The sequence below is a fragment of the Stenotrophomonas sp. X genome, assembly GCF_055721025.1.
Genome location: NZ_CM146756.1, coordinates 1199074 through 1213336 on the forward strand (window position 1 = coordinate 1199074; position 14263 = coordinate 1213336).

The 14263-nt window shown below is 66.6% G+C and carries 13 protein-coding genes; 8 read left to right on the forward strand and 5 right to left on the reverse strand.

Annotated elements, in window-relative coordinates; all coding sequences use genetic code 11:
• Positions 1 to 7: 7 nt before the first annotated feature.
• Positions 8 to 784 (reverse strand): enoyl-CoA hydratase/isomerase family protein, encoded by a 777-nt coding sequence (locus ACZ75I_RS05545; RefSeq protein WP_180868934.1) that lies wholly within the window; start codon positions 782 to 784, stop codon positions 8 to 10.
• Positions 785 to 819: 35 nt separating this feature from the next.
• Between ACZ75I_RS05545 and ACZ75I_RS05550 the strand changes: the two genes are divergently transcribed.
• Entirely contained in the window at positions 820 to 1266 is a 447-nt protein-coding gene (locus tag ACZ75I_RS05550) for a copper chaperone PCu(A)C (RefSeq protein WP_472958795.1), read from the forward strand.
• A gap of 43 nt (positions 1267 to 1309) precedes the next feature.
• Here ACZ75I_RS05550 and ACZ75I_RS05555 read toward each other — a convergent pair whose 3' ends face one another.
• The 3 genes from ACZ75I_RS05555 to uvrA all read right to left on the reverse strand — a co-directional run bounded on the left by ACZ75I_RS05555 (position 1310) and on the right by uvrA (position 5526).
• The gene (locus ACZ75I_RS05555) at positions 1310 to 2035 is read right to left on the reverse strand and encodes an enolase (RefSeq protein ID WP_346477052.1); all 726 of its coding nucleotides are present in this window, start codon (positions 2033 to 2035) and stop codon (positions 1310 to 1312) included.
• A gap of 90 nt (positions 2036 to 2125) precedes the next feature.
• A complete protein-coding gene (locus tag ACZ75I_RS05560; RefSeq protein ID WP_346476501.1) occupies positions 2126 to 2533 on the reverse strand; it encodes an acyl-CoA thioesterase in 408 nt (135 codons plus the stop codon).
• Complete coding sequence (gene uvrA, locus ACZ75I_RS05565; protein ID WP_346476502.1) at positions 2533 to 5526, reverse strand: excinuclease ABC subunit UvrA; 2994 nt, start codon at positions 5524 to 5526, stop codon at positions 2533 to 2535. The genes ACZ75I_RS05560 and uvrA overlap by 1 nt, the downstream gene beginning before the upstream one ends.
• A 320-nt stretch (positions 5527 to 5846) precedes the next feature.
• Here uvrA and rplU point away from each other — a divergent pair, with 320 nt between their 5' ends.
• From rplU to cgtA, 3 genes are all read left to right on the forward strand, one after another.
• Positions 5847 to 6155 (forward strand): 50S ribosomal protein L21, encoded by a 309-nt coding sequence (gene rplU / locus ACZ75I_RS05570; RefSeq protein ID WP_005408557.1) that lies wholly within the window; start codon positions 5847 to 5849, stop codon positions 6153 to 6155.
• A gap of 18 nt (positions 6156 to 6173) precedes the next feature.
• Positions 6174 to 6437, forward strand: coding sequence for a 50S ribosomal protein L27 (rpmA, locus tag ACZ75I_RS05575; protein WP_005415704.1), 264 nt, complete (start codon positions 6174 to 6176; stop codon positions 6435 to 6437).
• Between the two features lie 177 nt (positions 6438 to 6614).
• Complete coding sequence (gene cgtA, locus ACZ75I_RS05580) at positions 6615 to 7667, forward strand: Obg family GTPase CgtA (RefSeq protein ID WP_061479125.1); 1053 nt, start codon at positions 6615 to 6617, stop codon at positions 7665 to 7667.
• Between the two features lie 218 nt (positions 7668 to 7885).
• Here the strand turns inward: cgtA and rpsT are convergent, their stop codons facing one another.
• A complete protein-coding gene (rpsT, locus tag ACZ75I_RS05585; protein ID WP_005408560.1) occupies positions 7886 to 8155 on the reverse strand; it encodes a 30S ribosomal protein S20 in 270 nt (89 codons plus the stop codon).
• Positions 8156 to 8272: 117 nt separating this feature from the next.
• Between rpsT and murJ the strand changes: the two genes are divergently transcribed.
• From murJ to lspA, 4 genes are all read left to right on the forward strand, one after another.
• Complete coding sequence (gene murJ, locus ACZ75I_RS05590) at positions 8273 to 9877, forward strand: murein biosynthesis integral membrane protein MurJ (protein WP_180870968.1); 1605 nt, start codon at positions 8273 to 8275, stop codon at positions 9875 to 9877.
• A 75-nt stretch (positions 9878 to 9952) separates the two neighbouring features.
• The gene (locus ACZ75I_RS05595; RefSeq protein ID WP_472958796.1) at positions 9953 to 10900 is read left to right on the forward strand and encodes a bifunctional riboflavin kinase/FAD synthetase; all 948 of its coding nucleotides are present in this window, start codon (positions 9953 to 9955) and stop codon (positions 10898 to 10900) included.
• Positions 10897 to 13728, forward strand: coding sequence for an isoleucine--tRNA ligase (gene ileS, locus ACZ75I_RS05600; protein WP_472958797.1), 2832 nt, complete (start codon positions 10897 to 10899; stop codon positions 13726 to 13728). Before ACZ75I_RS05595 ends, ileS begins: the two co-directional genes overlap by 4 nt.
• Positions 13728 to 14252, forward strand: coding sequence for a signal peptidase II (lspA, locus tag ACZ75I_RS05605; RefSeq protein WP_180870959.1), 525 nt, complete (start codon positions 13728 to 13730; stop codon positions 14250 to 14252). Before ileS ends, lspA begins: the two co-directional genes overlap by 1 nt.
• The last annotated feature ends 11 nt before the right edge of the window (positions 14253 to 14263 follow it).

A 14263-nucleotide genomic window follows, 5' to 3' on the forward strand; every position in this document is an offset into this window, starting at 1 on the left:
CAACCGCCTACTTGCCCAGGCGCGCCACCAGGGCCTGCAGGGCGTTCTGTGCGTCCGGAGCGAACCAGGCGTCGACGAAGCGGTCGAGCTGGATCAGGTCCGGGTGCAGCGCTTCGTGCAGGTCGGCGCGAGCGATGGCGCGGGTCAGCAGCATCGGCTGCCGAGGCTGCTTCAGCAGGTTCTGCAGCCAGGCCACGGCGCGGGCCACCACCAGGTCGCCTTCGGCCAGTTCATCGACCAGGCCGATCTGCAGCGCCTGTTCGGCCGGTACCAGCGAACCGGTGGTCAGCAGCACGCCGGCGCGGTGCACGCCTACCGCACGGCGCAGCAGGCGCTGGATGCCCTCCGGCGCGATCAGGCCCACCTGCACCTCGTTCAGGCCGATGGCATACGGCCGCGACGGATCGGCGCTGCGCGCCATTACCCGGTAGTCGCAGCACAGGGCCAGCACGCAGCCGCCCGCCGGTGCATGGCCGGTAATCGCCGCAACCACCGGGATGCGGCTCTCGGCCAGCGTGCGTACCGCGCCGAAGAACGCGTTCCAGGTGTCCAGCAGCTTGTGCTTGTCATCGCCATGCGAGAGCAGGTGCGGCACGTCCATGCCGCCGGTGAAGATGCGCTCGCTGCCGGACAGCACGATGCCGTGCGCGTCCTCGGCCATCGCCAGTTCGATGGCATGGATCAACTGCCGGCACAGCTCGGTGTCCAGTGCATTGACCGGCGGCCGCGCCAGGCGCAGTTCGCGGATGGGGCCATGGTTGATCACCTCGATGAGCGTCGTCATGCTGCGGGTCTCGTTGCGAAGAAGGAACCTGGGCGATGATAACCAAACCATTCGTTGGCGTACTGTGGGTGCTGTGTGCGGCCGCAGCATCGGCTTCGGCTGCGGAATCACGCTGCGTCACGATGGAGCAGGGTTGGGCGCGGTTGCCACCGAATCCGGCGATGACCATGACTGCCGGCTATGGCGTGATCCACAACGGCTGCAGCAGGGCGGTGGTGATCACCGGTGCGACCAGCAGTAGTTTCGGCGACGTGTCGCTGCACGAGACCACGATTGTCGATGGGGTCAGCCGCATGCGTGCGATCGAGCGCCTGCCGCTGGCAGCCGGTGCGCGTGCCGAACTCAAGCCCGGTGGCCTGCACCTGATGCTGATGCAGGGCCAGGGCGCGCTGAAGGAGGGGCAGGCGGTACCGCTGCGGCTGCAGCTGGAAGGCGGCGGCGAAGCGAGTGCGGCGTTGACCGTGCGCAAGGCCGCGAAATGACGGTCGGGTAGTGCCGGCCAGCGGCCGGCACTACCGCAGGGTCTTACGACCAGTCGTACGAGAACAGCACCGTGCGGCTCACCGGCTCATACAGCATCACGATCGCGTCGGGGCCGGTGGCGCACCAGTTGTAGCCGGCGACTTCGGCGACGGCGAAGAACTTGTGGCCATCGCGGCGGATGATCGCCAGTTCGGCATCATCTGGAGCATGCCGGTCGTTGGCGGCGTCGGTGAATTCCAGGGTGAAGGCGGCCGGAATATCGGCCGTTTCGATCCAGTTGCCACAGGAAATCTGTCCCCCCAGCGTATCCAGATAATCGCGCTCGCTGGCCTCACCCTTGCCGTAGCGCGAGTAGCAGGCGAGGCGGCCATGCGTGGCGTGGTAGTCGCGGGCCTTGGCGTAGCTGTCGCGCATCTGCGCAATGTGTTCCTGCGCGTCCTTGTCCTGTACTGCGTCGCCGATGAAATAGCCCTCGTTGCCGAGGAAGCGCATCTGGTTGCCGGTGGTCAGCTCGAAGGCGATCCAGTTGGTGCCGGTGAAATCGTTGTGGTGTTCTTCGGTGGTTTCGCCGATGCAGCCGTCGTACGGCTCGATCGGGCACAGCATCGTTGCCACCTGGCCGGCCAGTTCCGGGCGCAGCACACCGAGGTCGATCTTCAGCAGCGGCAGCAGGTGCTTGCCGAGCCACGTCTGGTCGGCGGGGAAGACATCGGTAGGGAAGGGGACCATGCCGGGCAGCAGGTCGCGCAGTTCAGTCTGGTGGATCATCTCAGTCCTTTGAATGGGTTCGGTAGTGCCGGCCGCTGGCCGGCATGCGCGAAGCGTCTGGAGGTTGCCGGCCAGCGGCCGGCACTACCTTCAGGTGGAAGCGTTGCGGATCGCCTCAGGCAGCGGCGCGCTCCTGCCGGTCTGGGTATCCATCCAGACCACCACCACGTTGCCGTCGGAATACAGCTTCGACGCGTCCTGCTGGTCGACGATGCGGTGGCCGATGGTCACGCTGCTGTTGCCCAGGCGCTCGACGAACAATTCGACCACGATGTCGTTGGGCCACACGATCGGCAGCCGGTAATTGACGTTGGTCGCGGCCACGACCGGGGCGATGCGGTCGGTCATCGACACGCCGTCCACGCCCAGCATCCAGCGCACGCGCGCTTCTTCCAGGTAGGAAATGTACTTGGCGTTGTTGACGTGGCCCATGCTGTCCATGTCACGCCAGCGCACGCTGATCGGGATGCGGGCCAGGATCTTGTGTTCGCTGCTCATCAGGCGTCCTTCTTCTTCGACGTGCTCTTGCTGGCCTTGCCGGTGCTCTTGGCGGCCACGGCCTTCTTCGCCACCTTGGCCGGCTTCTCGGGCTTCACCTTGCGCGGCGGGCGGGCGTCGGGCTTGTTGGCCACGGCGGCCGGCTGCTCGGGGCGCGCGCTGGTGGAGGGCAGCATGCGGGCCAGGAACTGGCCGGTGTACGACTGCGGGCAGGCCGCCACGTCTTCCGGCGTGCCGGTGACCAGGATGGTGCCGCCGCGGTGGCCACCCTCCGGACCCAGATCGACGATCCAGTCGGCGGTCTTGATCACGTCCAGGTTGTGCTCGATCACCACCACCGTGTTGCCTTCGTCGCGCAGCTTGTGCAGCACGCCCAGCAGCGCTTCGATGTCGTGGAAGTGCAGACCGGTGGTCGGCTCGTCGAGGATGTACAGGGTGCGGCCGGTATCGCGGCGCGACAGTTCCTTGGACAGCTTCACGCGCTGCGCTTCGCCACCGGACAGCGTGGTCGCGCTCTGGCCCAGCTTGATGTAGCTCAGGCCGACGTCGATCAGCGTTTCCAGCTTGCGTGCGATCGACGGCACCGGCTCGAACAGCTTCAGTGCATCCTCGACGGTCATTTCCAGCACGTCGTTGATGTTGAAACCCTTGTACAGGATCTCCAGCGTCTCGCGGTTGTAGCGCTTGCCGTGGCAGACATCGCACGGCACGTACACGTCCGGCAGGAAGTGCATCTCGACCTTGATCAGGCCATCGCCCTGGCAGGCCTCGCAGCGGCCACCACGCACGTTGAAGCTGAAGCGGCCCGGCGAGTAGCCGCGTGCACGCGCTTCGGGCACCTGTGCGAACAGTTCGCGCAGGGGAGTGAACAGGCCGGTGTAGGTGGCCGGGTTCGAACGCGGGGTGCGGCCGATCGGCGACTGGTCGATGTCCACCACCTTGTCGAACAGGTCCAGGCCATCGATCTCCTTGTACGGGGCGATCGGGTGCGAGGCGCCGTTGATCTCGTTGGCAGCCAGCGAGAACAGGGTGTCGTTGATCAGGGTCGACTTGCCGGAGCCGGACACACCGGTCACGCAGGTCAGCAGGCCCGACGGAATCGCCAGATCCACGCCCTTGAGGTTGTTGCCGCTGGCCCCGCGCAGGTGCAGGGTCATCTTCGGGTTCGGCTTGTGCCGGCGCGCCGGGATCTCGATCGCGCGCTTGCCCGACAGGTACTGGCCGGTCAGCGAGCGCGGTGCCTCCAGGATGTCCTGCAGGGTGCCCTGGCCGACGATCTCGCCGCCATGCACGCCCGCGCCCGGGCCGATGTCCAGCACGTAGTCGGCCAGGCGGATCGCGTCCTCGTCATGCTCGACCACGATCACCGTGTTGCCGAGGTCGCGCAGGCGGGTGAGGGTGCCGAGCAGGCGTTCGTTGTCGCGCTGGTGCAGGCCGATCGACGGTTCGTCGAGCACGTACATCACGCCGACCAGGCCGGCGCCGATCTGGCTGGCCAGGCGGATGCGCTGCGCCTCGCCACCGGACAGGGTGTCGGCCTTGCGCTCGAGGGTCAGGTAATCCAGGCCCACGTCGACCAGGAAGCCGAGGCGTTCGCCGATTTCCTTGACGATCTTCGCGGCGATCTCGCCGCGCCAGCCCGGCAGACTCAGCTCGCTGAAGAACTTCAGCGCCTCGTCGATCGGCAGCACCACCAGCTCCGGCAGCGGGCGGTCGGCCACGAACACATTGCGTGCAGCCTTGTTCAGGCGCGCGCCATGGCATTCCGGGCAGGGTTGTTCGCTGATGTACTTGGACAGCTCTTCGCGCACCGCCGGCGATTCGGTTTCCTTGTAGCGGCGCTCGAGGTTGGGAATGATGCCCTCGAAGCGATGCTTGCGCTGGGTGCGGCCACCGGCTTCGGTGAAGTAGGTGAAGGTGATCGCTTCGTCGCCGCTGCCGTACAGCACGGCCTGCTGCACCTTGTCCGGCAGCGAGTTCCAGGCCGCGTCGACGTCGAACCGGTAGTGCTTGGCCAGCGAAGCGATCAGCTGGAAGTAGTAGGCATTGCGGCGGTCCCAGCCGCGCACCGCACCGGCGGCCAGCGACAGCTCGGGGTGCACCACCACGCGCGAGGGATCGAAGAACTCGGCCATGCCCAGGCCATCGCAGCCGGGGCAGGCGCCCATCGGTGCGTTGAACGAGAACAGGCGCGGCTCCAGTTCCGGCAGCGAGTAATCGCAGACCGGGCAGGAGTATTTGGAGGAGAACAGGGTCGGCGCGGTTTCCGTGTTGTCCAGGCTCTGCACCGACGCCATGCCGTCGCCCAGCTTCAGCGCGGTCTCGAAGCTCTCGGCCAGGCGCTGCTTGATGTCCTCGCGCGGGCGGAAGCGGTCGATCACCGCCTCAATGGTGTGCTTCTGGCGCAGCGCCAGCGGCGGCACCGCGTCGATCTCATGCAGCTCGCCGTCCACGCGCACGCGCACGAAACCCTGCGCACGCAGCTGGTCGAATACCTGCGCGTGCTCCCCCTTGCGGTCGCGGATGACCGGCGCCAGCAGCATGTAGCGCTGTTCCGGGTCCAGGGTCAGCACCTGGTCGACCATCTGGCTGACCGTCTGTGCTTCCAGCGGGTAGCCGTGGTCCGGGCAGCGCGGGGTGCCGACGCGGGCGTACAGCAGGCGCAGGTAGTCGTAGATCTCGGTGATCGTGCCGACCGTCGAACGCGGGTTGTGCGAGGTCGACTTCTGCTCGATCGAGATCGCCGGGGACAGGCCCTCGATGTGGTCCAGGTCCGGCTTTTCCATCACGCTCAGGAACTGGCGCGCATAGGCCGACAACGACTCGACATAGCGGCGCTGGCCTTCTGCATAGATGGTGTCGAACGCCAGCGAGGACTTGCCCGAGCCGGACAGGCCGGTGATCACGATCAGCTTGTCGCGGGGCAGGTCGAGGTCGAGGTTCTTCAGGTTGTGCGTCCGCGCGCCGCGGATGCGGATGAAATCCATCGCCATGGGGGATCCGGTTGTGGGGGCGTTGGCTGGGTGCCGGGCCAGCAGGGAACGGCAATCGGTCAGCCTACCGAGGTGACCAGATGGGGGCAATGGGCGACAATGCCAGCCCGGTGTCTCACCTTGTGAGACAGGCCGACAGGCAGGGGTCAGATCCCTTTTCACGACGTGAAAAGGGATCTGACCCCGTTCCGGCCGGGCCCCCCCCCAGGCCGTCCAGGGGTTGACTTGACCCGCGCCCGATGTTCTGCGTACAATCCCGCTCCTGTCCGCCCTCGATGGCGGCAGCTCAGACCACAATAACTACAGAGGAAGGCCTGGTCATGTACGCAGTACTGGTCACCGGCGGTAAGCAATACCGCGTGGCGCAGGGCGAAAAGCTCCGCATTGAAAAGCTCGAAGTCGAAGTCGGCAGCGAGATCAAGTTTGACAACATCCTGATGCTGGGTGACAGCGACGGCGTGAAGCTGGGCGATGCGCTGAAGGGCGCTGCCGTCACCGCCAAGGTCCTGTCCCAGGGTCGTGCTGACAAGGTCCGGATCATCAAGTTCCGTCGCCGCAAGCACCACATGAAGCGTCAGGGTCATCGTCAGTACTACACCGAAATCGAGATCACCGGCATCGCCGGCTAAGCATCAGGAGAAGCAGTCATGGCACATAAAAAGGGCGTAGGCTCCTCGCGCAACGGTCGCGACTCCAACCCGAAGTACCTGGGCGTCAAGATCTTCGGCGGCCAGGCCATCGAAGCCGGCAACATCATCGTGCGTCAGCGCGGCACCCAGTTCCACCCGGGTTCGGGCGTTGGCTTGGGCCGTGACCACACCCTGTTCGCCCTCGTGGACGGCAAGGTGGAGTTCTCGGTCAAGGGCGCCAAGAAGCGTCGCACCGTCAGCATCGTCTCGGCCGACGCCTGATCCAGGCATCGCCGGCACCCGTGCCCCGGCACGGGAGTGCTGCATGAAGAGCCCCGCTTCGGCGGGGCTTTTCGTTAGAGTTGAAGCAAGACCGGCTGGGCCGGGTTGCCGGCCCACGGCCGGCATGACATTCAAGGTGGCGGCCAGCAGGCCGCGCCCATCGCAGGCATCGAAACAATGAAACTGGTAGACGAAGCAGAAATCGAAGTGTTCGCCGGCAACGGCGGCAACGGCTGCATTGGCTTCCGTCGCGAGAAGTTCATTCCGCTCGGCGGCCCGGACGGCGGCGACGGCGGTGCGGGCGGCAGCGTGTACATCCGCGCCGACGAAAACCTGAACACTCTGGTCGACTTCCGCCATGACCGCATCTTCAAGGCGCAGCGCGGCGAGAACGGCATGGGCCGCCAGGCCTATGGCAAGGGCGGCGAAGACCTGACCATCACCGTGCCGGTCGGCACCGTGGTGATCAACGTGGCCACCGATGAAGTCATCGGCGACCTGACCCGGCACGGCGATCGCCTGCTGGTGGCCAAGGGCGGTCGTGGCGGCCTGGGCAACATGCACTTCAAGAGCTCGACCAACCGCTCGCCGCGCCAGGCGTTGCCGGGCGAGCCGGGCGAGGAGCGCACGCTGAAGCTGGAGCTGAAGCTGCTGGCCGATGTCGGCCTGCTGGGCTTCCCCAACGCCGGCAAGAGCACCCTGATCCGCGCCGTTTCAGCGGCGACGCCGAAGGTGGCTGATTACCCGTTCACCACGCTGTACCCGAACCTGGGCGTGGTGAAGGTGGAGAACCACCGCAGCTTCGTGATCGCCGACATTCCGGGCCTGATCGAAGGCGCGGCCGATGGCGCCGGCCTGGGCGCGCAGTTCCTGCGCCATCTGCAGCGCACCCGCCTGCTGCTGCACCTGGTGGACATCTCGCCGATGGAAGGGGGCGTGGACGGCATCTCGCCGGTGGAGCAGGTGCGTGCGATCGAGCGCGAGCTGGAGAAGCACGACCCCGAACTGCTGAAAAAGCCGCGCTGGCTGGTGCTGAACAAGGCTGACCTGATGTTCGAAGACGAGGCGCAGGCCGCGGCCGAGCAGATCGTTGCCGAGCTGGGCTGGAAGGAGCCGTGGTTCCTGGTCTCCGCACTGGGTCGCGAAGGCACCTTCCCGATCATGAGCCGGATCATGGCCTTCTTCGATCGCCAGAAGGAAGAAGAGCAGGAAGCCCGCGACGCGCAATGATGGCGTTGTGGTTCCGTGCAAAAAACCCGGCTTTGGCCGGGTTTTTTTGTTGGCTACCGCTCTTCTGTAGGGCCGAGCCCATGCTCGGCTGCTGTTCGCGCGGCCAGCCGAGCATGGGCTCGGCTCTACAGGGTGGAAACCGCAGGCAACAAAAAACCCGGCCGGGGCCGGGCTTTTGTCTGCAGCCCAACCCCGAAGGGCAGGGCGGCAACGCCGGATCAGGCGGCCTTGAGGGCCTTGATGCGGTCGTTCAGGCGGCTCTTGTGGCGAGCAGCCTTGTTCTTGTGGATCAGGCCACGCGCGCTGAAGCGATCCAGGATCGGCTGGGCAACGGCGAAGGCGGCTTCGGCGCCGGCGGCATCGTTGGCGTCCAGCGCCTTGATCACTTTCTTGACAGCGGTGCGCAGCATCGAGCGCTGAGCCACGTTGCGCGCGTTGCGCACGACGGTCTGCTTGGCGCGCTTCTTGGCGGACTTGATATTGGCCACGGTGGTGGTTTCCTGAAAAAATCGGTGTTATGGGAACAGCAAGCTAGCTAGTATGATGGCGTAAGAAATGCACGTCAAGTCGATTGTCAAGAGGGACGCTGAGTGAGTTCACCCAAGTTGTTGCGGGGCCTGCTGTCGTTCAGCAGCATGACCATGGTCTCGCGCGTTCTCGGACTTGTCCGGGACTTCGTGGTGACCACCACGTTCGGCACCAACGCCATCACTGATGCTTTCTGGGTCGCCTTCAGGGTACCCAATTTCCTGCGCCGCTTGTTCGCCGAAGGGTCTTTTGCCACCGCTTTCGTGCCGGTGTTCACGGAAGTGAAGGAAACCCGCAGCCACGCCGAGCTGCGCGAACTGATGTCCCGCACCGCCGGCACCCTGGGCGGGGTGCTGATGCTGGTCACCGCACTGGCGCTGATCTTCGCGCCGCAGCTGGCCTCGGTCTTCTCCAGTGGCGTTGATACCGACCCGGTCAAGCAGGGCCTGCTGGTCGACCTGTTCCGCCTGACCTTCCCGTTCCTGCTGTTCGTCTCGCTGACCGCACTGGCCGGTGGTGCGCTGAACAGCTTCCAGCGCTTTGCCATGCCGGCGCTGACCCCGGTCATTCTCAACCTGTGCATGATCGCCGGCGCGCTGTGGCTGGCACCGCGGCTGGGCGGCACGCCGGAAAAGCAGATCCTGGCGCTGGGCTGGGCGGTGCTGGCCGCCGGCATCCTGCAGTTGCTGTTCCAGCTGCCCTCGCTGAAGGGCATCAACCTGCTGTCCCTGCCGCGCTGGGGCTGGCGCCACCCGGGCGTGCGCAAGGTCATGACGCTGATGGTGCCGACCCTGTTCGGTTCCTCGGTGGCGCAGATCAACCTGCTGCTGGACACGGTGATCGCGGCCAAGCTGATCGACGGCTCGCAGTCCTGGCTGTCGCTGGCCGACCGCTTCCTGGAGCTGCCGCTGGGCGTGTTCGGCGTGGCCCTGGGGACGGTGATCCTGCCGGCGCTGGCCCGCCACCATGTCAGCACCGACCGCGAGGGCTTCTCGCGTTCGCTGGACTGGGGCCTGCGCATGACCCTGCTGATCTCGGTGCCGGCCATGCTGGGCCTGCTGCTGCTGGCCGAGCCGCTGATCGCGACCATCTTCCAGCACGGCCAGTTCAGCGCCTTCGACACCCGCATGACCGCGCTGTCGGTGTACGGCCTGAGCTTCGGCCTGCCGGCATTCGCCCTGCTGAAGGTGGTGCTGCCGGCCTTCTACGCCCGCCAGGACACCAAGACGCCGGTGCGCGCCGGTGTGGCGGCGCTGGTGGCCAACATGGTGTTCAACTTCGCCCTGCTGGCCGTGCTGTACCAGGTGATGGTGCCCGACGCGCTGAAGGCGCAGGGCGTGATGGCGGCCATCGGCAAGCAGCCGGGCCTGCACCTGGCACTGGGCATCGCCAGCGCGCTGTCCAGTTACCTGAACCTGGGCCTGCTATGGTACTGGCTGGGCAAGACCGATGTCTACCAGCGCCGGCCGGGTTGGGGCGGCTATCTGCTGCGCTTGGTGCTGGCCTGCGCGGCCATGGTTGGCGTGCTGTTGGCGCTGCTGCACTGGCTGCCGGGCTTCTCCGCGATGCGTGTGTGGGAGCGGATCGGTGCCCTGGCGTTGCTGGTCGGCGGCGGCGGCGCGACCTATGCGGTGGCCATGCTGGCGATGGGCTTCCGCCCGCGCGACCTGCGCGGGCATTGATCGCGGCCCGTGGCGGCTATACTTCAGGGTTACACCATTGAAGCGGCGGCCCCGGTCGGGCCGGAACGAGAGTTGATGAGCAGGCTGTTCAGAAGCGTCGAGGGCGGGGAGCTGTTCCTCAACGGAAGCGTGGTCTGTATCGGTGCATTCGACGGCCTCCACCTGGGCCATCGTGCGCTGGTCCGCCACGCGGTCGCCCGCGCGCGCGCCTTGGGCGTGGCCGCAGTGGCCGTGGCATTCGAACCGCTGCCGCGTGAGTTCTTCGCGCAGGGCACGCCGCCGCCGCGGCTGACCCTGGCGCGCAGCAAGGTCGAGATCCTGCGCGAGCTCGGCGTCGATGCGATCGGCCTGCTGCGTTTCGATGCCGCGATGGCGGCGATGCCGGCCGAGACCTTCGTGCGCCAGTTGCTGGTGCACCGGCTGGGCGCCCGCGAAGTCTGGATCGGGCCGGAGTTCTGCTTCGGCAACCGCCGCCGCGGTGATCTGGCACTGCTGCAGGAGATGGGCGCCGAATTGGGCTTCTGCGCCGGCGAGATTGAAGCGGTGGACCTGCATGGCGAGCGCATTTCCAGCACCCGCATCCGCCAGCTGCTGCAGGGGGGCGATTTCGCCCGCGCCAACGACCTGCTCGGCCGCCCCTACGCGATCAGCGGGCGGGTGGTGCGCGGGCGCCAGCTTGGCCGTACGCTGGGTTTCCCCACCGCCAATCTGCGCTTCCCGAAGACCCCGGCGCTGTCGGGCATCTACGCAACCTGGGTGCACGGCGTGTTCGACCAGCCGTGGCCGTCGGTGTCCAGCTTCGGCACCCGGCCGACAGTGGACGGCGTGGAGCCGCTGCTGGAAGCCCACCTGTTCGATTTCCAGGGCGACCTGTACGGGCGCCACATCGACGTGGAGTTTGTCGCCAAGCTGCGCGACGAAGAGAAATTCAATGATCTGGCGGCACTGACCGACCAGATGCACCGCGACGCCGAACAGGCGCGCGCCCTCCTTTCCGAACATAGATTGCGAGCCACTGCGTGAGCCAGGACTACAAGACCACCCTGAACCTGCCAGCCACCGAATTCCCGATGCGCGGCGACCTGCCCAAGCGCGAGCCGGGCATTCTGGCGCGGTGGGAAGCGCAGGGGCTCTACCAGCAGCTGCGCGACAACGCCGCCGGCCGCCCGCTGTTCGTGCTGCACGACGGCCCGCCCTACGCCAACGGCCGCATCCACCTGGGCCATGCGGTCAACAAGATCCTGAAGGACATCATCGTCAAGTCGCGCTACCTGGCCGGCTTCGATGCGCCCTACGTGCCGGGCTGGGACTGCCATGGCCTGCCGATCGAGATCGCGGTGGAAAAGAAGTGGGGCAAGGTCGGCACCAAGCTCGACGCGGTTGAATTCCGGCAGAAGTGCCGCGAGTTCGCCGAAGAGCAGATCAACATCCAGCGCGTGGACTTCAAGCGCCTGGGCGTGACCGGCGACTGGGACAACCCGTACAAGACCCTGAGCTTCGACTTCGAAGCCAACGAGATCCGTGCGCTGGCCAAGGTCGTGGCCAACGGACACCTGGTGCGTGGCGCCAAGCCGGTGTACTGGTGCTTCGACTGTGGCTCGGCGCTGGCCGAGGCCGAGATCGAGTACCAGGAAAAGGAATCGCCGGCGATCGACGTGGCCTACGCCGCGCGCGATGCGCAGGCCATCGGCCAGGCGTTCGGCGTGGGCGTGCCGGCCGACGTCGAAGTGGCCGTACCGATCTGGACCACCACGCCGTGGACGCTGCCGGCCTCGCTGGCGGTGTCGCTGGGTGCGGAAATCAACTACGTGCTGGCCGAGGGCCCGGCCCACAACGGCAAGCGCCGTTGGCTGGTGCTGGCCGCCGCCCTGGCCGAGCGCGCGCTGCAGCGCTATGGCGTCGAGAACGTGGTGCTGCACGGTGAAACCACCGGCGCGGCACTGGAGAACCAGCTGCTGGCGCATCCGTTCTATCCGGAGCGCGACATCCCGCTGCTCAACGGCGACCACGTCTCCGACGAGGACGGTACCGGTGCGGTGCACACCGCCCCTGGTCACGGCCAGGAAGATTTCGTGGTCAGCCAGAAGTACGGCCTGCTGGACAAGTACAACGCCGGGCAGGTGACCCCGATCGACGGCCGTGGCGTGTACCTGGAATCGACCCCGCCGGCCGGTGAGGTGGTGCTGGCCGGCCAGCACCTGTGGAAGGCGCAGGAGGCCATCGTCGGCGTGCTGCGCGACAACGGTTCGCTGCTGGCCTTCCACCCGATCCGCCACAGCTATCCGCACTGCTGGCGCCACAAGACGCCAGTGGTGTTCCGCGCCACCCCGCAGTGGTTCATTTCGATGGACAAGGCCAACCTGCGCAGCGATGCGCTGGCCGCCATCGACACTGTCGGCTGGTTCCCGACCTGGGGCAAGGCGCGCATCCAGAGCATGGTCGACGGTCGCCCGGACTGGACCATCTCGCGCCAGCGCACCTGGGGCGTGCCGATCGCACTGTTCACCCATCGCCAGACCGGCGAGATCCACCCGCGCTCGGTGGAGCTGATGCAGCAGGTTGCCGACCGCGTCGAAGCCGAGGGCATCGATGTGTGGTACTCGCTGGACGCCGCCGAGCTGCTCGGCGCTGAAGCGGCCGACTACGAGAAGGTCACCGACATCCTCGACGTCTGGTTCGACTCGGGCGTGACCCATGAGGGCGTGCTCGCCGCGCGTGGCTTCGGCAAGCCGGCCGACCTGTACCTGGAAGGCTCCGACCAGCATCGTGGCTGGTTCCAGTCCTCGCTGCTGACCGGCGTGGCGATCGACAAGCGCGCGCCGTACAAGCAGTGCCTCACCCATGGTTTCACCGTGGACGAGCACGGCCGCAAGATGTCCAAGTCGCTGGGCAACGGCATCGAGCCGCAGGACATCATGAACAAGCTGGGCGCGGACATCCTGCGCCTGTGGATCGCCTCGGCCGACTACAGCAACGAGATGTCGCTGTCGCAGGAAATCCTGAAGCGCAATGCTGACGCCTACCGCCGCCTGCGCAACACCGCACGCTTCCTGCTCGGCAACCTGGACGGTTTCGATCCGGCCCGGCACCTGCAACCGCTCGAGCAGATGGTCGCGCTGGACCGCTGGATCGTGCATCGCGCCTGGGAGCTGCAGGAGAAGATCAAGGCGGCCTACGACGGCTACAACATGGCCGAGATCGTGCAGCTGCTGCTGAACTTCTGCAGCGTGGACCTGGGCTCGCTGTACCTGGACGTGACCAAGGACCGCCTGTACACGATGCCGACCGATTCGCACGGTCGTCGTTCGGCACAGAGCGCGATGTACCACATCGCGGAAGCGTTCACCCGCTGGGTCGCGCCGATCCTGACCTTCACCGCCGACGAGCTGTGGGGCTACCTGCCGGGCGAACGTGCCGGCCATGTGCTGTTCACCACCTGGTACGACGGCCTGGCGCCGCTGCCGGTCGATGCCCAGCTCAACGCCGCCGACTTCGACCAGCTGCTGGCCGTGCGCGAGCAGGTGGCCAAGGTACTCGAGCCGATGCGCGCCAACGGCGCGATCGGTGCCGCGCTGGAAGCGGAGATCACCATCGCCGCCAGCGAAGAGCAGGCCGCGCGCTGGCAGCCGCTGGCCGATGAACTGCGTTTCCTGTTCATCAGTGGCGACGTGCAGGTGCGCCCGGCGACCACCGACGAGGTGTTCGTCAGCGCCCAGCCGACCACCAAGGCCAAGTGCGTGCGCTGCTGGCACCACCGCGCCGACGTCGGCAGCAACGCCGACCATCCGGAACTGTGCGGCCGTTGCGTGAGCAACGTGACCGGCGCCGGCGAAGTGCGGAGCTGGTTCTGATGGCCGCGTCCCGTCCGCATCCGAACGCCCTGGTCTGGCTGCTGCTGTCGGCCGCCATCATCGGCCTGGACCAGTGGTCCAAGGCCTGGGTGCTGTCGAGCCTGCCGGAGTTCCAGCCGGTGGTGGTCATCGACGGCTTCTGGAACTGGTACCGCACCTACAACACCGGCGCGGCATTCAGTTTCCTGAGCGACGCCGGTGGTTGGCAGAAGTACTTCTTCACAGCGCTGGCGATCGCCATCAGCGGCCTGATGGCCTGGTGGCTGCGCGGTACCGCCCGCGGCAACTGGAAGGCCGCAGTGCCGTATGCGCTGATCATCGGCGGCGCCATCGGCAATGTGATCGACCGCCAGGTACACGGCCACGTGGTCGATTTCATCCAGTGGTACGTGGGCAGCTACACCTGGCCCTCGTTCAACATCGCCGACTCGGCCATCGTGGTGGGTGCCATCGGCATCGCCCTGTTTGGCCTGTTCGACGGCAAGTCCGCCAAAAAGGCGGATAATACCAACCCGAAACCGTAAGCCGGCCGCTG